Source organism: Lacinutrix neustonica, assembly GCF_026625145.1.
In the GTDB taxonomy this organism is placed as follows: Bacteria; Bacteroidota; Bacteroidia; order Flavobacteriales; family Flavobacteriaceae; genus Lacinutrix; species Lacinutrix neustonica.
Window position 1 is genome coordinate 539,353 of sequence record NZ_CP113088.1, and the last position, 18,888, is coordinate 558,240.

Here is an 18,888-nt window from a genome sequence, read left to right on the forward strand (position 1 = left end):
ATATTTTGTATTTAGTTGTTACCTAATTATAGATATTATCTATTGAAATTTGAACTATGGAATATAAGTTATTATAAATAATATCAATTTTACTTTTTTATTAGCTGCATTATTATGTGCATTAATAATTGACTTCTTGTGTGGTACTGATAGTTTATTAGTTGCTTTTATATTTCCCTCACAGCTTACAGTGGTTAAATCTATTGGTAGCTTCTAGAAAAAATTTACTTATATAAGTAAGAGCTTAAATCACCTAACAGTCCTTATTATAATTAAGGAATTTACATGTTATGATTCTGACTCTATTTATTTGATTAGAAAATTTATAACCTTGGTGTATTGACCACAATTCAGATTTTTTTCCAAATGAAAGTTTAATAGAAAAATTCACCATAGACTTCCTTTAAGGACCTACTTCTAAAAATCATTATAATTTTCTAAAACTTCAACTCCTTACTTTTTCATAGACACATGTACATGGTATTTATCCTCATACAGCACCCAGTCAAAGCCTGCTAAAACAGCCAGGCCTGCTAAGCGTCCTAACTTATTACCATCTCTATCACTCGTTGTTAAATCTGCACCTCGACCTTCATAATGCACGCTTGATGTGGCATGTTCATTATTTTCGTCCCAAGCTTCGGTAAGTCTTAGTTTTATTTCAGGCCCCCATTCTTGTATCACGAGATCTGCCGGAGCATTTAGCTTCTCACTCATTTTGCTTGTCATATAACGATCGGCACCTGTGCCCTCTTCATCTTTAAAAATAATTTTCGCATTATCATTTTTAACTAGGGCATCAAACTCCGGGGTTCCTCTTAAAATTTTTCCTGAAATACGTCCCACGACATCTAATTCTTTTTCCTTAGGGAGGTGTTCTCCTAAATTTAAAGTTTCGGGTAAACTTAAATCGGTACTACTTGGTCTATACACCCAATGCCAAGGTTCGTCAATTTGCAGGTTTTGATAAAAGTTATAGGTCGCTGCATTCGCAACTAACCAATCCCACGCCCAGGTGGTTCTCCATGCCGCAGTGGCTTGTGTATTGGTTTTATTCCTATACAATTTCCCGTCTTGGATATTTTTTATATCGATGGCTAATCCATTGTTGTGATTACTATACCCCGGTGTTGCTATGCGTGCTCTAGTGTATGCTGCTAAATGCGATGCTGCGGCATCACCATGAGCTCCGCCTTGCAGTGCTTCCCGCTCTGTTCTTGTCGCGGCATAATATTGATTGGTAACTAAGTCATTCCAAATTGCAAATTGATGGGAGGCTGAGCGGTACGCACTGGAGAGGCCTACCTGAACATTTTTTCCAGCGCTTGTGATTTCTGCTCGAATGGCTTGCAACATATTAATAGCCGCTTGTGCCGCATTGGTTCTTAATTCAAAGCGGCCTTCTACTGTTGACAACTCATTTGCCGGCACATCATTTACAAAGGTTTGATTGGCTTTTCGTGCCAGATTAATGTCGTACACGCGTTTTAAAAACGTTAGTTGTTCCGGTGTGGCACCGGGCCATGTTAATCCGGATGACCCCAGTGACTGCTGGGTCGCATAGGTCGTCATTTCAGAAAACGGTCTGACTACTTCGGTGGTAAATAATTAAAAGCATGGGTTCGTCCCGAAAAATTTAGCGCCTTTTTCTCTTCAAGTGGTTTTTTTACCACTTTTTTCCGTCTTGGTGTTGAGAAAGTATTTATGTTTTGATAACGTATCATAGCGTTTTGGTTTACATATTAATGAGAGGCATCATACACATTTGTTTTAAATAATTTGATTTCGGAAAGCCGACGTTTTACTAAACCCTCTAGTCCGCCATTGGTAACATCTCGCATCTCGTCAGCTCCTTTAGCATAGTGCCCAGCATTGATGTACTTTTTAATTTTAGTTTCTCCTTTTCCAGCGCCACCAACATTTAAGAAATTAGACCCTGTATTGAATAGTAGACTGACTAAAGCGTCAAACTCGTATTGATACAGGGGAACAGTGATGTCTCTTTGTACTGCTTTTTCAAAATTCGGCAAACGTTTTAAAAACAGCGCGTCTGCTTTTACTTTACTTATGCCTCCTTTAAACTCAGAAGGAAGCGTGATGTCTTCACATTTGTTTTTAGCTATCAAATGTCCATAACCAATGGTACAATAGCCCAGTGCATCGTTATAGGCGTTTTCTACAAACCCTTCCCATTCTTTTATAAAAGCAATACCTTTAGCACTTGTTTTTAAAGTTTTAGGGGCTACCCGTGCTACATTTTGACCAAACACTAAATGTTGGTACATTCTCGCGTACTCGGCCGCACCGATTCAAAATGGCTTCTTCGTTTAGTCGCTGTTGGCAAGGCCTTCGTTTTTACATAAAAACTACCTGTTTTAAAGGCTTTTATATCTTTATCTAATTGAAGAAATCGATTACTCATAATAGTATTTTAGAGTTTCATTAGTGTTTATATTACCGTGCCGTCTCCGTATAACTTATAGCGTTGAATTTTTATTACATCACTTCCAATCGCTCTAGTGAAACGGTAATTAAAGGTCACCTCTATCATGGACATGGATTGCCCTCCATTATTCGACTTATAATTTTGAGGATCTGCCATTAGTTTAGCTTCTACTCTTAATCCCCATCCTACGGCATCGTTGGAAGCTACATGATCCATATCTACATAACCCACTCCATACCCATTGTATTTAAAGGAGAGATCAAATTTTGCTGAGATCTCATCGTTAACATAGTTTTCAACTTTTTTATAAACCCGTATGGTTTTTTTCTGCCAAACCCCTTTGTTTTGAAAGGACGTATCATCACTAGGTAGTTTTGCACCCTCCATTCTGGCGAGTTTTACACTAATATCGCCTTCCGTTTGCGCCCAAGCAAATTCAAAAATTTTCCATCCAACACCTACTGCCGCTACCACCGCTCCAGCTACTGCTGGTGCAATTTTCTGAGTTGAATACCTGGACTTTGTTTTGGACAGGATACCTTTCTTTTTCGTGTTATTCGCATCGAAATCTGTTAACTCTTTTTCTAAAAATAAAAATCTATTACTCATGGCTGTATCTATTTTAATTGAACGTCGTTCATGGTTATGCTTTAACTGCTATGGTACCGGTTAACTCGCAATTAGGGTTTGTATTATTAACAAAGAAGAAGGTGAGATAATAGTTTCCGGTCTCTAAATCATTCCATGTTTTGGTATCTGGGCCTCCTATTCTAAATTGTTTTGTGCCCTTTTCATCGTCTCGGCCAATAATCTACCGACCGCGTTAATGTGACATGTAACTCATTAAGTGTTGAACAATTAAGTGGTGTCCAATTAGAATCAATTTGAACCTCAACGGTGCTACCACTTACAGCAAACACTCTGCTCTTTAAATAGCTGTGCTTGATATTAATGGTACTATTGAAACTAGATTGAGATGATAAGGTCTCTAAAACTTCTTTTTTATGATTGGCTTCAATGGCGTTTAACTTATCTAAATCGTTTAAAAAATCTTTGGTTTCAATCTTGTCACTATCCTCAGGAGCTGCCTCTTTTTTTTCGGTCTCATGCCCTACACTCTCTGCATCTTCAATAGTCTCTTTCTTTTTTGGCGCATCCTCTTCTAGCAACTCATGAATTTTTTTGGTAAAATCCTTGTCGGTTTCTTTTTCTAGAAAATCGAACTTTTTATCCATGGCAATAGATCCCAAGTCATATGAGCTCGCCATTTCCATACTCTGTGCTATTTTATCAAAAATGGCATGGTCATTTTTTAATTTATCTTCAATCGTCTCGGTTGTCTTTTTTATTAAACACACCATGATTTTGATCTTTTACGGCTTCTTCCGGATCCTTTTCTATTCCGGCTTTATCAAATTGTTTTTTACCCGTTAAAATAGATTGGATGTCTTCCTCAAATTTCTTGTCTTGTTCTCGTATAGCCGCCTCATCTAACACATCTTCCGGCTGCATTACAACCGCTTCATGAGCTACAGTCGCTTCCTTATTAGGTTCCTCCGCCTCTAATGTGTTCTTTTTTCTAGGGGCAGGTGCCTGTTGATTAGATTGTTGTTTAACCAGGCCCGCATCATTTTCAAAATAAGCATTTGCATCACTGTAATCTTCGTTATTATCTTCTGTAACTTCTTCGTAAGCTAAAGGCGACTCTTGTGCTTGTTTTGGTGGCTGTGCGTCGTAACTATGCGCATGACTCATTTCCGTATCTTCAACGTCATAACTTAAACTTTGTGGTAAGACAAGTTCAATCTTTTCGTTTTTATCATAATGACCGAAGTTCCTTCTTCTGGTTGATGAGTTGCCAGCTTTGGTTCCAATGCTTTGGACGTTTCTATGCTCATCGACCTCACACTTCTTTTTGGCTTTTTAGCACTCTTAATTACAAAACTTTTATGTTTAAGCATGACTATTGTTTTTAGTATTAAGCTTCATCTTATATATCGTAAACGGGTCTGAAACAATGACCAGTTCATTTTCGGCTTCGTTTATATGCTCTTTTTGCACTTTTATGTTTAGTAGTCCTTGATCTGCATTTTCCAATTCTGCCAACTTGCCATTGAACACTGCTACAGGGGTATAGCGTTTGTCAACAACTAAATTATCACCTTCAACCACCACAAAAGAACCGCTTTTACTAATGTTGAAGTTTACATTTTTTACAGTTGGAGGCAGATTATTTCGTCCGGCCTTTTGCAACAGATTGGCTAGTTTTCCATAATTGGTTTTTTTATTACTTATTTGCTCTAAGTCGACATTACTTTTTTGAATTTGATCTAAATCATTAACAGAGGTCACCCCTATTTTGCGTAATGTCGATTTTGTTTCATCATCAATCTCTTCTATTAAATCGATGGAGATGTCATTGGACTTCGTGGGCTCTTTTGACGTTTTTCTAATTTGTTGATCTGTAATAGACCCCAACTGAATGGCAATTTTAGAAGCGCCTTGTTGCCCGGGTTCTGCGGTAACAAACTTCACATTGGTGCCATCAAAACTTGGAAACAATTGCATTTCTAGATTGACATCTTTCACCGCATAGGTTAATGGTTTATTAATGGCTTTAACAGACAGGGTTTCTTCGGCCTTATCTAGCTCTACTATAAGCGAATCTAAAAAAGACTCTAAGTTCCATGCTCTGTTTGTGTTAGCCATTATTATTCTGTTTCTATAGTTAATTTGATATTATGAAAAACGGGCATAAATGTGGTTTCTACATAATACATTGGAGGGATGGCTCCAATTTTCACTTCGTTATTCTCGTCAATCTCTATCGCTAATTGCACGGGGGTTTGGGTCTCTATTTTTTTTGGTTTTAATACGATTTCTTCATCTAAATAATGCTCTGTTAGATAGAAATCGACATTAGCCATTTCTAATATAAATTCATGCAACGCTATAAAATCTTCATCGTCCATTTTTAATCTATTTTACCTTTTTGTTTTTCTATTTCTACGGGCATTAATTTTACTTTTTTATCAAAAAGCAATTTTTGTCCGTTGACCAAAACGGTTTCCAACTCTAATGTTTTAGAGGACATTTGTGATAAATCTGGTAATTTAGTTTCCATAATATTAACGCTCTGATGTTGTTCCTATAAAATGTATAAAATTTGGTTTAGGAATGACTTTTTCAATAGGGGTTAAACGAACCACCTGCCCATAGGCATCTACATCCCCAATTTGAGAAAGATGTAATTTATACAAGGACATTTCCGGATACGCCCATAATGTGCTTGTGTCCCCTTCCCGACCTTTCATTTCTAATCTCATTCTCGAGACTTGCTGGAATACTTTTTCTAGATCACTTTTGCTTAACACTTCAAGAATAGATGCCTCTAATACGGGTTGATTAAGCAAAGCCAGCACATCATTTATGGCTTGCATTCCTAGCTCTGTACCACTTTTTAATTTCGCTTTCACTTTACGTCTCCCTGGATGTTCTTGGCCTGATTCTACATTATCTTCTGTAATACTTTTTTTAGTTTCAAGTCTTGAAAGGTCCTGTGAATTTGTGTTTAATAGGTAGTAGTATTTTAAATCAAATTCTACATGCCACCTGTTACTTTGAGAAAAACCACCTTCCCATATTTTATGCCAATAATTTCTATGTACATTTATATCATTTAATGGTATAGGTTCTCCAATTTCTTCTCCTATTCTGTCAAAAATATAGCTCTCTATAAAATGAATGTAATGGCTTTTAAAAACACCAATATTTTCATTGTTATTAGATTTCCGGACATGAGACACTTCTAATTTTAGTTCTTTATTACTAGGGATTCCTTTAATTTCTTCTACAGTGAGATAGGCTTCATTAACGTCTATACTGATATCGACATTAACTAATTTAATATCTTTACGAAAAACCAAAGCCATCGTTTCTGCATCTTTTATAAGGATTTGAATGACCGATTTTTTTAGAATTTTATTTAACCGCCCGTTACTGGTTGTGATTTCAAAAGGGATAGCGATACGTTGGTTTTTACCATAAAGCACCCGTTGTTTATTTTTAAAATTAACGGTCTTGGTATTTTTAAAATTTAGATTTAAACTTTTTATTAGCTTGAAGTCTATAATATCTTCTTTATACATTGATGAATTGATACTCATCCCAATGAGCATTTTCGCAATATCGTCAGCCGTATCTACTCCAGGATTTATCGCTTCTAAATGCTTGATTTCTTGTTCATCCATTTTTAATACCGCATCTCCAATGGCTTTAAATAGTTTTACAGGTTGGTTACCTACGGCTTCTATTAATTTGGGATCTAATGCTTTTTCAATTACCGGCATTAATGCTGGCAATGCTGCTAATAATGCCGGAGCGACTTTAGCTTCAGAATATTTTTGACCATTACTCTTTTCAATACCATTCTGCGCTTTTTCGACTACATTGGTAACATTACTGGTACTGGTACCTTCTGTTTTTTGTACGGCATCTTTAATGGCGAGAAATAATTTTTGTGGATCATCACCTATTGCCAGTATGGCTTCCGGTGAGAACAACTTTTCTAAAATAGGTTTAAGACCTATAATGGTTTCACGGCTCTAAACTATATGCGGTACTAAGTCTAGTAGATGCTATGGATTGCGCTGGTTGTTGTACCCCTCCATTTGTTGCTGGTTGCGAGGTTTGACTAGTTTCTGTTGTTGTGGCTGGTGCTATAGTAGCATTAGCAGGTGTTGGGTTAGCATTATTTGAAATCGCTTCTAAAACCTCAACAACCTTACTTATCACTTCACTTGTTTTGTTGCTTTCTGCTGTGTTATTCGGGTATTTGTTGCCGGTTGATTAGTATTTGACCCGCCAACCGGACTCCCAATTACAGGAGCCGCATGCCCAAGTAGCGCTGGTAATGCATTTATTATTGCATTCCAAAACATCACCTTGCTTAATTTAGGCTCTTGGTAATTAAATGCTTTATTTCTAACTAACGTTTCTTGCATGATAGACTCGTTTTTAATGGTTGTTTCTAATGAATTACTAAAGGTCAAATTATGGGTTCTTCCTACCATTGGATATACCCTAATAATATTAGATATTGTTGGTGCTTTGCTCCTGCTATTTGAGAAGCTATACAACTGCACATATTTTGCATCAGCATCAATTTCGGTTTCAGGTATCATTAAAGGAAAACCACCTTTATTTATCTTCTGCATGGCTTCATTAAGCTGATACACTTTTGAAACTTTTTTATTTTCATCTAATACCGTTATGAATTCATTTTTTCCAACTTTTATTTTTTTTTGTTTTGATGCCGTAACATATTTAAAATACTTTGCAGTTCCTATATCTGCTTGAAAACTGTAGTTCCCATTAGTTCTACCTCGAAATTTTAAAAATGCTAATGCCATTTTTACGTTTTTACATCATTATGCTGTTGCTGCAGGCAAAGCCGCTTGTTTTTCTTCAGCTGAAGGGGGTGCGTACATTTGCGCAAAATTGTCTAGTTTAAAGTAATCTGTTTTAAATTCTATTTTAACAAAACCTCTTAACTTTGCTTTCAGCTCATCTTCAGAAGTACTTTTTGCAGAAGACACACTAAATTTCGTGGTTTGACTACTCTTGGTGCTACCTATACTACCGCCTCCAAATATTTTACCTATTAAGCCAGTACTTGCTCTTCCTGAGGTTCCTGTAGAAGACGTGGTTTTGTTAATCGCCTTGTCTTTCTTCTCTCCAGTACGTTGCCCTTTAAATTCAAAATTAACCTCAGCTTCAACCACCCCTTTATCTACCACTAAACGCGTTAATCCCATAAGTACCATTTCTCTCAAAGCCGCACGATGCTCTTGCGCCATTTTAATTTTGGCATCCATGATTTTGGCTTTAACTTCATTATCACCAATGTCTACAGCCTCGCCTTTAGGATCGGTAAGACTCATTTTCTCGCCACCATCGGCATCTTCTTCCAAACTAATGTTAAACTCATCGGGTTTGTTTTCTGCCAGGTAAGCGAAGGTTGTGGTATCATCGATTTGCTTAATAAATTTTGCTAAACCTGAAGTTGCTTCTTTCATTAACCGAATGTAATCATCGGTTTGAGATTTCATAACAGAAATATTGGCATCAAAAACGGATTTAAGTAAATCCCTTACAAATGCTGGAAAATCTACAGAATCTACTAAATCTTCAAAAGCATCTACCCCTTCTTCAAACCCTTTTTCATGACGCGAGTCATCAATTAAATTGGAAGCTCTATTAGCGGTCTGATTTGCTTTTGCCTGTCTTGTGGCTTTTTCAAGAAAGTTCTCTTTAGCCTGAGAAAAGTCGTCCTGATAATGCCCATTACTTTTTCGCAGTTTATCTATTTGATCTTCTACCACACTAACATACATCTTCTTTTGGTCCTCAATGGACATGTTTTTAAAGGTGTCGTTCCCTGATAGGATTTCTCTAGCTTTATCACGAGCTACCTCTTTTATGTGTTTTGGATTATTCATGAATTTTATATTTTAGTGTTTAGAAATCCCAATTTTCTTCCATAGATTCAAATTCTTTTTCGGTGTCTTCAAAATCACCGCCTTGTTCTGAATCGTCTCCACTTTCACTACTTTTTTGAAACTGGTGTTGTGCTATAATAAAGGTTTCAACATTGCTTACAAATTTTTGGAATTGATCCTCACTAAAGGTGGCTTTGTTGTAGATGGCTAAATCTAAAATGATGTTTCTAGCCGAATCTGCAATGGTTCTTAAAGAAGACGTATTAGGGAAATAATTAAACTCTTCCATACTCACGCTTTCTACAATGTTCCGGAGGTCTCTTGAAATACCGTGCCCTAATTGATCTCTTAACTCTTCGGCATTAATAATTTGAATGGCATCCTCAAGATGGGCATACATCTCTCGGTACAAATATTTTAACCATACCGGAGGCTGCTCTAGATAGGTTGTGTTGCAGATCTGTAATCACTTGTTGAATTCCGGATTTTGAAACGCGTAATGGGTCGTCTGCACTTTCGTATTTATCAATATACTTTATTACTTCTCCCATCATATTCTCCCAAAGCGGTAAGAAGTTTTCATTGGTGACCATATCTGATACCGTATTGCCATTACCAATATCAAAGACTTGCTTATACCACATAGAACGCTCATCGAAAGACGTACGATTATCTCTTAGTTGCATGTAATTATAGAGTCTTGTTGCGGTTGTTGTAGATTCTACATCAACTCTACCCATGGTTACATATTTTAAAATGCTATCTGCCACCCTAAAAATGCCCATCTCATCACCTAATATCATAATAGCATATAGTGATGCTGCGTTTTGAATATTCACCACATTAATGGTTCCTCCTGGTAAATTAAGTGGGTCTAAAAATTGAAATGAATTAACATGATCAAAGTCATTAACTTCATTATAGTAAACGTTCTTTACTGGGTCTCTAGAAACGTCACTAGAACTACCTAAGACTTCACTTAACGTGTGCCATAAAATTGCTTCAGTGCTCATAATTTTATCTTTTATTTAATTTATCTTGATACGCCAGTAGTTCTCTAAATTGACCTTTAGCAATAAATTTTGCTTGTTCAAGTATCTGACCGTAATTAATATTAGCTCTTACTTTTTTTAATCTTTTTTTAAGGCTATCTTCATCAAAGGAAGCTAAATGCGAAAAAGACATGATCCCCACTTCTATCAATTCTTTTTTAATAACACTCCCGACACCTTCTATAGCTTCAAACTCATCTCGGAACTAATTGGTTTTCTTCTTGTGTTGTGTTGTCTTCTTCCTCGTGATTAAATTCTTCATTATACCCTAGTTTTAATAGGTAATCCACCATTTTTTTGGCTAATGATTCTTTGTTCGTCGCTCTATCTAAAGTCACTTTACCACTATTTAGAAAGTTCATGACTAATAGGTATAATTTACCTCCGAGACTTTAAATCGTCTATTAATTCTTCGATCGTCTTTTTCGGTGCTCCTGGAAAGTAACTAATACGTGTATTCTCAATTTTATCTTTCAGAATTTTCACCTCTTTCTTGCTTACTTCCGGACTCTCTTTTTTGATGATTTTGTCAACCAATTGCACATTGACATACGATTTCACTAAGTCTAACGACTCAAACATGTTTGCGCTAATCCCTTCGCAATCCAAAATTTCATAACCAATTATGGCTCTACATGCTAGGAACAGAAAAATCCCTTCCTCTGTTAAAATAGCTCTCGAGAGTTGATCTATAGTAGAATTATTGATACTTGAGGCCACTTTAGTCATCACTCCTGTATGCCCGTGACTGGTAATAAAGTGTTTAAATTGGTTATTTGTTTTAGCACTAAGGTTTCCGTCTTCGCCTAAGAGTTCTTGAATGGATTTATTTAAAAGGGCTTCTTTTGAAGGCACCTTCATTCTGTTCGTTATTATTTTATTGAGTTCAAACAATGATTCTTCAACCAAATCATCAAAACGCATCGTGGCTGGGGAAATAAAGAATTTTGAAATTAATAAACTGCCCGCAGCATCCATTGAAAACTGGCTTGATTTTAGTAAATCGCTGGTTCTAGGTATCTGATTGTAGTACGTTAAATTATTTATACTTGGCAGCTTAAGCTTACTACTCCTAGATTCTGATAATGTTCCATTTTTATTCATAATACATTTTTTACAGGTTATAGTTTAACATTTTTAATGCATCTAGTACATTAATTCTTCCGAACCCCGATTTTTCATCTTTAAATTGATTACTAAATTTATCGGTTGTGCGTTGTACGATGTCTCGTATTAAGTCATTTTTTATTTTTTTCCCTTTTTGATAGGCAAAGGATTTTAATAGGGCTACCGTACCACTAACATAGGGAGATGCCTGAGAGGTTCCGGAGGACAAGGCATACCCATTATTTAAGAACGAGCTATAGACATTGACCCCTGGTGCCGTTACTGAGACGTGTCCGCCATAGGTAGAAAAAGGTGCCACGTGGCCGACATTGTCTGATGCCCCTACGGCAATCACATAATCTAAAGCACCAGGATAATATTTGTCTTTTTTACCATCGTTACCGAAGCAGCGACTACGGTAACGTCGTTATCTAAGGCATATTTAATAACATCCCGATGTGGTAAACCACCGCCTGTATGCTTTATTCCTAAACTCATATTAATCACATCTGCTCCTTTATCTACAGCATATTTAATCCCTGAGTTAATATCGTCTATGAGTCCAGCTCCCACAACTTTACCATTAGCGTTGAGTGCCCCCAGTACCTTTATGGGTATTATTGTGCAATTGGGTGCCACACCAATGGGCATTTTATGACCTTTAGAGCCAATGATTCCTGCCACGTGGGTTCCATGCCCTACTTTGTCATCTGGAATGTCATCCATATCTAAAAAGTCTCCAACAAACTGTTGTGCGCCATCGATAATGTTCACAAAGTCTTTGTGATCTTTAAACTTAGGGTTTTGGCTGTCTTGTACTTCAAATTCAAAATGACTGGTTTCAATACCGGTGTCTAAAATGGCAATTTTAATCTCTCGGATGTCCTTTTGTCCAAAGATGTCCCTCTTTTAAATAAATAGCGTTATCGCTGTATTTTGAGCTTAAACTTTGAGTGGCGGCTAATTCTTGTCTTGGAATGTCACTGGTCGTAATTTGCCCTTCATGAACATATACGACATTAGGTAAAAAGGAAATATCATCAATTAACTGCTGAGGAATCGTAGTATTATTGGTGAGAAGAATGAGTCTATAAATTCTATCTAATCCGGACCTTATTTCTTCCGGAGACCACTTTTTGTCTTTTGATTTATAGTTTTGAGACGCGATAAAATCTATTTTATAGGTCTTGTTTATAATGGCATCTATATTTGGAACAAAGCTTTTGCTCAAATTACTTTTGTCATTAATCAAGGTCTCCCAATAATCATACCTTGGGTTTTCATCTTGATTATTGAGCTTTATTATAAGATGCGGTTTCATGTGTTGTATTTATTTATTTTCAACGGCCACCTGTTGTTCGCTATATATCACTCCCTTTGGTGATAATGCTTTTAGCATGAGCGTTTCATGTGTTCTATTTATTTATTTTCAACGGTCACCTGTTATTCGCTATTTATCACTCTCTTTAGTGATAATGCTTTTAGCATGCGCGTTTCATCTGTATAAAATTAGTTATCTATTACGTTTTAGATTTGCATTATTGTGTATGGTTTTTGTGGTATTGAGTCAACTTTATACGATTGGTCCTTATGGCATACTCTATATTGCGTGGGATTATCACGGAAATGTTTTTTAAATAAGCGACAGTAATACTGTTGGGAGCTAAACCCTAAAGCATCAGATATCCTGCTTATCTGCCAATTGGTGACGATGAGTAGATGTTTACTCTTTTCCAATTTATATTTATTTATAAATGCTGTTGGTTTTAATCCGGTATGCGTTTTTATCTTTTTACTCAATGAGCTCCTGCTCATATACAGCAACTCACTTAATTGTTGCATGTTTAGCGTATCGTTATCGATATTTTCATCTATAATTTTGGTGACTTTATTCAAAAATATATCCGCGCTATCTGTGGTTATCTTTTTATTCAAAAAGTTCATAGATCCTTTAATCTTGGCTAAATATTTTAATAAAATAGGAATGAGGGAAAAGTGAATGAACTCTGATCCCGCTTTTATGTATAAAGAAGTGGTATAGGTTACTATGAGTTTAAGATCATCAAGCGCCTTTAATGTTTTATTACTAATAGAACTTTCATTATTAACCGTAATAATATCCACTTCAGTATGGTCTCTATGAGTACTAGAAGATTTATATTGGATGTTATTTTTAGTTATATAAGATTCTAGACAGGATGGAATACTGCCAATATGCAGAATATCGAGCGCCACGAATTCTGTTCTTAGCGTTAATCGCGTTACTGCAGCGTCTGAAAGTACACGCCTACTTAATAAAACTTCATCCATTATAAAACAGCTTGATACGTTGTAATAAAAGTACGAATAATCAACACCCTGTATTAGAGTGTTATAACCTTTTTTTAATGGTGTAATAACTTGTTTTATTAGGGGGAAAACACTAATTTTAAGTACCTAACAACGCTTAAAATAAGTAGCCCTTAATGCGCTTTATTAATTGAATTATTTATTTAAAGATCTATCTATGGATTCATATTCTGTTGTTATCGTTGAAAATCATAACTTATTTTCTCAAGCCTTATCTCGGAGTTATAAATTCCTTTAAAAATTTCAAGGTTATGTATACCTGTTCTAACCAAAAAGAGCTTGTAAATAAATTGAAATTTTCGTCAACGTTACCCCACTTAGTATTGATCGATTTCCCTATACCCGTGTCTGATGACGTAAATATTGTAAAATATATACGAGAACAATATCCAAAAATTTCTGTAATAGCACTCTGTGAAGAAAAAAATGAAGCCACAATTATTAACATGCTGCAATCGGAATTAAAAGTTATTTATTTAAGGAAATTGAAACCAAGACTTTAGAAACGGCATTAACAGAAGTCATACTTTATGGGTATTACCATACCAGTAGCGTCTCTAATATCCTTGTAAACTCTTTTACAAAAGTTCGCGGCGTAAATAAAACAATACTAAAAGAGCAAGAAAAAAGATTCTTAAAATATGTGTGCTCAGAGTTGACCTATAAACAGATTGCCAAAAAAATGTGTAGAAGTCCGAAAACAATAGATGGTTATCGCGATTGCCTCTTCGAAAAATTAAAAATAAGAAGTCGAACGGGCTTAGTACTCTACGCCATAAAAAATAAGCTTCACAAACCTTAAGCACTGGGTTATATTTCTTCTAGCACCGCTTTACCTTAGCGCACCCTTTAAATAACAACGATGGTTTGTGAGTGAGACACCCCCTCTTTTAGTGCCTTCTTTAAAGTTTCTGTTCTATATATGAAAATACTCTACACCTCATAAACGATACTAAGAACAGCTATAAGTTTTGCCTATTATGATTTGGAAAGTACGAGTTATTATGAGGTTTTTAAAAAACGAATTTTAATGTTAACCTTTAGTTCTCAATTTCCATTAATTCTTAAATCAAAACATTTTTATCATGGGACGAGTCTGTAGAGAAATACAAGAATGGGTCGAAGAAGAAATCGAAAAACCTATTGAAACGTGGGAAGAAAGAGCAGAAGAACGATGTAGTAGACGAAAATGTAAATGGTGGTGCGCCTGCTGCAATAAGTGGTTTTGCTGGATTGAAATTCTATTAGTAAAAATCATAAAATGGGTTGTAGTCATCGTTGGTAAATGGGTCACTAGAGTGGTCTGTGAAATTATTTCTTTCATTTTAGATGTTATTGCTTTAGTCGTTAATCTTATTTTAAGCATCCCCATAATTGGAGGTATCATTAGAACTCTATTAAATTGGATCACCGAAATAATTTGGCGTATTGTTGGCTTATTTGATTTTATTGGAAGTTTATTAGGCATTCGACCGCGAAAGAAAATGTATTTTGGTCTTATTATACCTACCCACGAGGGAAAACCTATAGCCAATCAAACGGATTTACAACCACAAATAGATGCGGCTATTGAGCATATGGATAGGCTATGTAACGTCAATTTAATCTTTACTGGCAGTTGCAATTCTGCTATAAACGCGCCAAATAATCCTTTAGAATATCCTTGTAATGCCGAAGGCTTCTTTAGCGACTGGTGGATTCAAGGGTCTTTCTATGAGTTGGCAACAGCGCTTTGTAAATTTGAAGATGGCTGGCGCAGAGTACTAGGATATGGTGCAGAAATTGTGGTGTTTGTGGTGGATGATGTGACTCCTGATGGTAAAGGCGGCTGTAGCATGGCAGCCTCTACGAATTACATTATGACCGAAAGCAATACTTCAAATAATATGATCGCTCATGAAATGGGACATGCTTGTGTTCTACTTCATAGAGACGATCGTGCGAACTTAATGTTTCCCACCGTGGGTTCTAGCCCACAGACACTAACTAACTGGCAAGTTTCTGTTATTCGTTGGAGTAAGCACTGTGTTTATATTTAAAAATAAGACGACTCTTTAATCAACAAAACAATGGAAAATAATCTCATCATTACCAATAAAGAAGCGCTTTCGTTACTGCTTTCAAATTCGACATTTGATCGCATCACCTTCAATTTTCCAAACCTAAAGCCGCCTGACAATCAGTATTGGTCAGACAAAGTTGAGAAAGCCTATCACGCTTGTGGCTGCACCACAGGTTTTCAACTCATGTTCTCTAGTTTTATAATTTCAACCCTCTACCTAGTTAGGGATATAGTCACTTTATAGCTAACCCCTATAGAACAATTATGGAATGCTTTGTGTTTATCGTTGTTATGACCGTTTTAGGCAAGGCCATCGGGCTGTTTCACGGCTAAAATAAGGTTAATGCGCTATGTTCGAGAAATTAAAAAGACGGTCCTTTAATTCTCAGTATTATCAAGGCAACAATAACTTTAAGCCGTCTAAATGTAGTGCTGTCATTTCACTTCATGGGCTACCTGTAATATGTTCATGACATGGAATACCACCTGTAAAAAACATAACGATCCATAAACCATTATTTAATTTATAATTTCTAGATTTGCCTAACAGAATAAATTCTATGGCAATTATATCTTCTTTAGGTTTAATATTAATCACCTGTATTATCATTTGGCGCGCCTGTGATGGTTTTGAAATGGCTTCCAATTACTTAGGGAGGAACATGAAGGAAGGTATTAAAGGGGCGACTATTAATGCTATTGGAAGCAGCTTGCCCGAATTATTTACCACACTCTTCTTTTTATTTGTATTAAAAGATAAAGACGGCTTTGCTGGTGGCATTGGAACTACAGCAGGAAGTGCTGTTTTTAACGCCATGATTATTCCTGCCGTTGTTATTTTAGTGGTCATAGGTAGTGGTGTGAGCTCAAAGATTGTGCTGTCTCGAAAAGTTATTTTACGCGATGGTATCGCACTACTATTGGCTGAACTGGCCCTTATTTTCGTCATTACAGGCACCTCTTTAAACTGGGTGCATGGGTTTATATTAATGTGTTTGTATTTTGTTTATGTCGCTTATATGCTATTGAGTCAAGGTCCTGGAACTGTTGAAAATGACTATGAAGCCACTGCGGAAGGTGGGGATCGGGTGTTGGCCTTTTTTAAAGGCGATTTAGCAACCACGGTATTGGGTGATTCTAAAATTAACGGCCCAAAAGCAGTAGCTTTACTCCTAGTGTCTGTAATTTTTATTGGCTTGGCTTGTTTTTGGCTGGTAGAAGCCTGTGACGATTTTGGCTCTGCTATAGACATGCCCATCTATTTTGTGTCTGTTATATTAGCCTCAGCGGCCACTAGTGTTCCGGATACCATCATGTCGTATAAAGACGCTAAGAAAGGCAATTACGATGATGCCGTTGCCAATGCGTTAGGGAGTAATATTTTTGATGTGTGTTTTGCTTTAGGCTTCCCGCTTTTTCTTTTCACCCTTATTTATGGTCCTATTGAAATGAGTACAGAAACCATTGAGAATGTGGGTCAATTGAGGGTGTTATTATTACTTATAACCAGTATTGTGTTTTTTATATTTGTATTTGCCCGAAAAGGCCTCCGACGGATTCACGCCCGTATCTTACTCTTTTTGTACGTGCTTTTTGTAGCGTATGCTGTAGGTAAGGGCATCCCTTATGAAAGTTCTGTGATTAATAGTATCTCTGATGTATTGTCTGCAATTTCAAACTGGTTTACTACTATTTTTTAATATTCAGCGTAAATTTAGTCTACTTCTAAGGATGTAAATTTAAATGTTTCGCCATCAAACAAGCCTTTATCACTCAATTTTAAAGCAGGTATGACTAGTAAGGCCATAAACGACAAGGACATATAAGGGGCATTTAGCGTACAACCCAATTGTTTAGCCATGGTATCCAATTCAGCATATTGTCTACCTATGGTTTCACCATCTTTATCACTCATAATCCCTGCCACTGGTAGTGGGACTGTTTTTTCTTCGGAAGCATTCACTGCGCAAATCCCCCCTTTAACGGCGATAATAGCATTTACCGCTTTGCAAATGGCCGCATCATTGACTCCTACCGCAATAATATTATGCGAATCATGACCTACAGAACTAGCTATTGCGCCTTCTTTTAATCCGAAATTTTTAATAAACGCCATCGCGGGCTTCGCATTATTATAGCGATTTACCACTGCCATTTTAAGAATATCCGTTTCTCTATTTGATACTAAATTACCATTTTCAATGGAAGCGTTGGCAATAATTTCATTGGTTACTAATTCGCCATCAAGACATTCAATCACTCTTATTTTTTCAGCTGAAGATTCAAATCTAAAATCCGTGACATGCTTTTTATCGCAATTGAAATTATTAAGGTTTTTGAAAGTAACGTCTTTAATATTTACTGTTCCGAAGTCATAGACTAACTCACCATTAATAAACGTTTGCAAGGTTTTAAACGTTTTCAAATCTTCAACAACAATAAAATCGGCAGGATCACCAATGTTTAACAATCCAACATCTAAATTATAATGGCTCACGGGATTGATGCACGCTGTTTGTAGTATTTTAAAAATATCTATACCTTTTAAAACTGCTCTTGCACATAGTTGGTTAATGTGACCCATTAGCAAATCGTCCGGATGTTTATCGTCACTACAAAACATCATGTTTTCAAAATGCTGTGGCAATAACGCGATAAGGGCTTCAAAATTTTTGGCTGCACTGCCCTCTCGAATGATGACTTTCATCCCTTTTTGAAGCTTCTCTAAGCCTTCCTCAAAAGTAAAGCACTCGTGGTCTGTAGACATTCCAGCGGCGATATATTTAGTAAGATCGTCCCCACGTAAACCGGGTGCATGGCCATCAACGGGCTTATTATACTGTTTTGCCCAAGCTATTTTTTTAAGTACTTCTTCGTCATCAAACAATACCCCGGGATAATTCATCATCTCCGCTAGATATTTAATGTCCGGATTTGCCATTAAGGTTTTTATATCCTCAGAATCAATGATGGCTCCTGCCGATTCAAAGCTTGTGGCTGGCACGCAAGATGGGGCACCAAAATTGAATTTAAAAGGCGTTTGTTTCCCATTTTCAATCATGAACTCCACGCCTTTCACACCAAGAACATTGGCTATTTCGTGAGGATCTGAAACGGTGGCTACCGTACCATGCGTCACCGCTAGTTTTGCAAACTCACTTGGAACTAACATAGAGCTTTCTATATGAATGTGCGCATCTACAAATCCTGGTAAAATGTAATGCGTGACCTCGTGGTCTTTTTCTACAATAGCTTGTATTTTACCATTTGCAATGGTGACTTCGCCTTTGTATATGCTTTGGTTTGGTATGTCTACTATTTGGCCTTGGATTTTCATATAATTACACTTCGACAAGCTCAGTGTGACATTTC

25 protein-coding genes and 1 pseudogene are annotated in these 18,888 nt (G+C 36.5%); 4 read left to right on the forward strand and 22 right to left on the reverse strand.

From position 1 onward, the window contains the following. Nucleotides 1-453: 453 nt before the first annotated feature. From N7U66_RS02915 to N7U66_RS03015, 21 genes and pseudogenes are all read right to left on the reverse strand, one after another. On the reverse strand, nt 454-1,572 hold the full coding sequence (locus N7U66_RS02915) for a D-alanyl-D-alanine carboxypeptidase family protein (protein WP_267677247.1): 1,119 nt from the start codon (nt 1,570-1,572) through the stop codon (nt 454-456). A 170-nt stretch (nt 1,573-1,742) separates the two neighbouring features. Next, nucleotides 1,743-2,285 carry a lysozyme gene (locus N7U66_RS02920; RefSeq protein ID WP_267677248.1) on the reverse strand — a complete coding sequence of 181 codons (543 nt, stop codon included), beginning with the start codon at nt 2,283-2,285 and terminating at the stop codon, nt 1,743-1,745. Beyond that, nucleotides 2,270-2,422 (reverse strand): hypothetical protein, encoded by a 153-nt coding sequence (locus tag N7U66_RS02925; RefSeq protein ID WP_267677249.1) that lies wholly within the window; start codon nt 2,420-2,422, stop codon nt 2,270-2,272. Before N7U66_RS02925 ends, N7U66_RS02920 begins: the two co-directional genes overlap by 16 nt. A gap of 27 nt (nt 2,423-2,449) precedes the next feature. Beyond that, complete coding sequence (locus N7U66_RS02930; RefSeq protein WP_267677250.1) at nt 2,450-3,055, reverse strand: hypothetical protein; 606 nt, start codon at nt 3,053-3,055, stop codon at nt 2,450-2,452. A 182-nt stretch (nt 3,056-3,237) separates the two neighbouring features. Beyond that, nucleotides 3,238-3,807: a hypothetical protein gene (locus N7U66_RS02935; protein ID WP_267677251.1), complete on the reverse strand. Its 570-nt coding sequence runs from the start codon at nt 3,805-3,807 to the stop codon at nt 3,238-3,240. After that, entirely contained in the window at nt 3,770-4,201 is a 432-nt protein-coding gene (locus tag N7U66_RS02940) for a hypothetical protein (protein ID WP_267677252.1), read from the reverse strand. Before N7U66_RS02940 ends, N7U66_RS02935 begins: the two co-directional genes overlap by 38 nt. A gap of 198 nt (nt 4,202-4,399) precedes the next feature. Next, complete coding sequence (locus N7U66_RS02945) at nt 4,400-5,155, reverse strand: hypothetical protein (protein WP_267677253.1); 756 nt, start codon at nt 5,153-5,155, stop codon at nt 4,400-4,402. Nucleotides 5,156-5,157: 2 nt separating this feature from the next. Next, on the reverse strand, nt 5,158-5,418 hold the full coding sequence (locus N7U66_RS02950; RefSeq protein ID WP_267677255.1) for a hypothetical protein: 261 nt from the start codon (nt 5,416-5,418) through the stop codon (nt 5,158-5,160). A 2-nt stretch (nt 5,419-5,420) separates the two neighbouring features. Next, entirely contained in the window at nt 5,421-5,570 is a 150-nt protein-coding gene (locus N7U66_RS02955; RefSeq protein WP_267677256.1) for a hypothetical protein, read from the reverse strand. 4 nt (nt 5,571-5,574) lie between these two features. Then, nucleotides 5,575-7,008, reverse strand: a complete 1,434-nt coding sequence (locus N7U66_RS02960; protein WP_267677257.1) for a hypothetical protein — start codon at nt 7,006-7,008, stop codon at nt 5,575-5,577. A 34-nt stretch (nt 7,009-7,042) separates the two neighbouring features. Continuing rightward, nucleotides 7,043-7,240 (reverse strand): hypothetical protein, encoded by a 198-nt coding sequence (locus tag N7U66_RS02965; protein ID WP_267677258.1) that lies wholly within the window; start codon nt 7,238-7,240, stop codon nt 7,043-7,045. Continuing rightward, nucleotides 7,237-7,857, reverse strand: coding sequence for a hypothetical protein (locus N7U66_RS02970; protein ID WP_267677259.1), 621 nt, complete (start codon nt 7,855-7,857; stop codon nt 7,237-7,239). The genes N7U66_RS02965 and N7U66_RS02970 overlap by 4 nt, the downstream gene beginning before the upstream one ends. An 18-nt stretch (nt 7,858-7,875) precedes the next feature. Further along, the gene (locus N7U66_RS02975; RefSeq protein WP_267677260.1) at nt 7,876-8,946 is read right to left on the reverse strand and encodes a hypothetical protein; all 1,071 of its coding nucleotides are present in this window, start codon (nt 8,944-8,946) and stop codon (nt 7,876-7,878) included. A 19-nt stretch (nt 8,947-8,965) separates the two neighbouring features. Continuing rightward, a complete protein-coding gene (locus N7U66_RS02980; protein WP_267677261.1) occupies nt 8,966-9,346 on the reverse strand; it encodes a hypothetical protein in 381 nt (126 codons plus the stop codon). Further along, nucleotides 9,330-9,959 (reverse strand): hypothetical protein, encoded by a 630-nt coding sequence (locus tag N7U66_RS02985; RefSeq protein ID WP_267677262.1) that lies wholly within the window; start codon nt 9,957-9,959, stop codon nt 9,330-9,332. The genes N7U66_RS02980 and N7U66_RS02985 overlap by 17 nt, the downstream gene beginning before the upstream one ends. A 4-nt stretch (nt 9,960-9,963) precedes the next feature. Then, nucleotides 9,964-10,149 (reverse strand): hypothetical protein, encoded by a 186-nt coding sequence (locus N7U66_RS02990; RefSeq protein ID WP_267677263.1) that lies wholly within the window; start codon nt 10,147-10,149, stop codon nt 9,964-9,966. A 43-nt stretch (nt 10,150-10,192) separates the two neighbouring features. Next, the gene (locus tag N7U66_RS02995; protein ID WP_267677264.1) at nt 10,193-10,360 is read right to left on the reverse strand and encodes a hypothetical protein; all 168 of its coding nucleotides are present in this window, start codon (nt 10,358-10,360) and stop codon (nt 10,193-10,195) included. Between the two features lie 16 nt (nt 10,361-10,376). Further along, the gene (locus tag N7U66_RS03000) at nt 10,377-11,102 is read right to left on the reverse strand and encodes a hypothetical protein (protein WP_267677265.1); all 726 of its coding nucleotides are present in this window, start codon (nt 11,100-11,102) and stop codon (nt 10,377-10,379) included. A 10-nt stretch (nt 11,103-11,112) separates the two neighbouring features. Continuing rightward, nucleotides 11,113-12,005: pseudogene (locus tag N7U66_RS03005) on the reverse strand (S8 family peptidase). Beyond that, nucleotides 11,974-12,426: a hypothetical protein gene (locus N7U66_RS03010; RefSeq protein WP_267677266.1), complete on the reverse strand. Its 453-nt coding sequence runs from the start codon at nt 12,424-12,426 to the stop codon at nt 11,974-11,976. The pseudogene N7U66_RS03005 and the gene N7U66_RS03010 overlap by 32 nt, the downstream one beginning before the upstream one ends. A 206-nt stretch (nt 12,427-12,632) precedes the next feature. After that, a complete protein-coding gene (locus N7U66_RS03015; protein WP_267677267.1) occupies nt 12,633-13,415 on the reverse strand; it encodes a helix-turn-helix domain-containing protein in 783 nt (260 codons plus the stop codon). A gap of 646 nt (nt 13,416-14,061) precedes the next feature. Here N7U66_RS03015 and N7U66_RS22435 point away from each other — a divergent pair. The 4 genes from N7U66_RS22435 (at nt 14,062) to N7U66_RS03030 (ending at nt 17,216) form a co-directional block, all read left to right on the forward strand. After that, entirely contained in the window at nt 14,062-14,256 is a 195-nt protein-coding gene (locus tag N7U66_RS22435) for a response regulator transcription factor (protein WP_390886674.1), read from the forward strand. A 283-nt stretch (nt 14,257-14,539) separates the two neighbouring features. Beyond that, nucleotides 14,540-15,493, forward strand: a complete 954-nt coding sequence (locus tag N7U66_RS03020) for a hypothetical protein (protein WP_267677268.1) — start codon at nt 14,540-14,542, stop codon at nt 15,491-15,493. Nucleotides 15,494-15,523: 30 nt separating this feature from the next. Then, on the forward strand, nt 15,524-15,760 hold the full coding sequence (locus N7U66_RS03025) for a hypothetical protein (RefSeq protein WP_267677269.1): 237 nt from the start codon (nt 15,524-15,526) through the stop codon (nt 15,758-15,760). Nucleotides 15,761-16,076: 316 nt separating this feature from the next. Then, nucleotides 16,077-17,216: a sodium:calcium antiporter gene (locus N7U66_RS03030; RefSeq protein WP_267677270.1), complete on the forward strand. Its 1,140-nt coding sequence runs from the start codon at nt 16,077-16,079 to the stop codon at nt 17,214-17,216. A gap of 14 nt (nt 17,217-17,230) precedes the next feature. On the opposite strand, the gene ade is transcribed toward N7U66_RS03030, so the two are convergent. Beyond that, the gene (ade, locus tag N7U66_RS03035) at nt 17,231-18,853 is read right to left on the reverse strand and encodes an adenine deaminase (RefSeq protein WP_267677271.1); all 1,623 of its coding nucleotides are present in this window, start codon (nt 18,851-18,853) and stop codon (nt 17,231-17,233) included. Between the last annotated feature and the right edge of the window lie 35 nt (nt 18,854-18,888).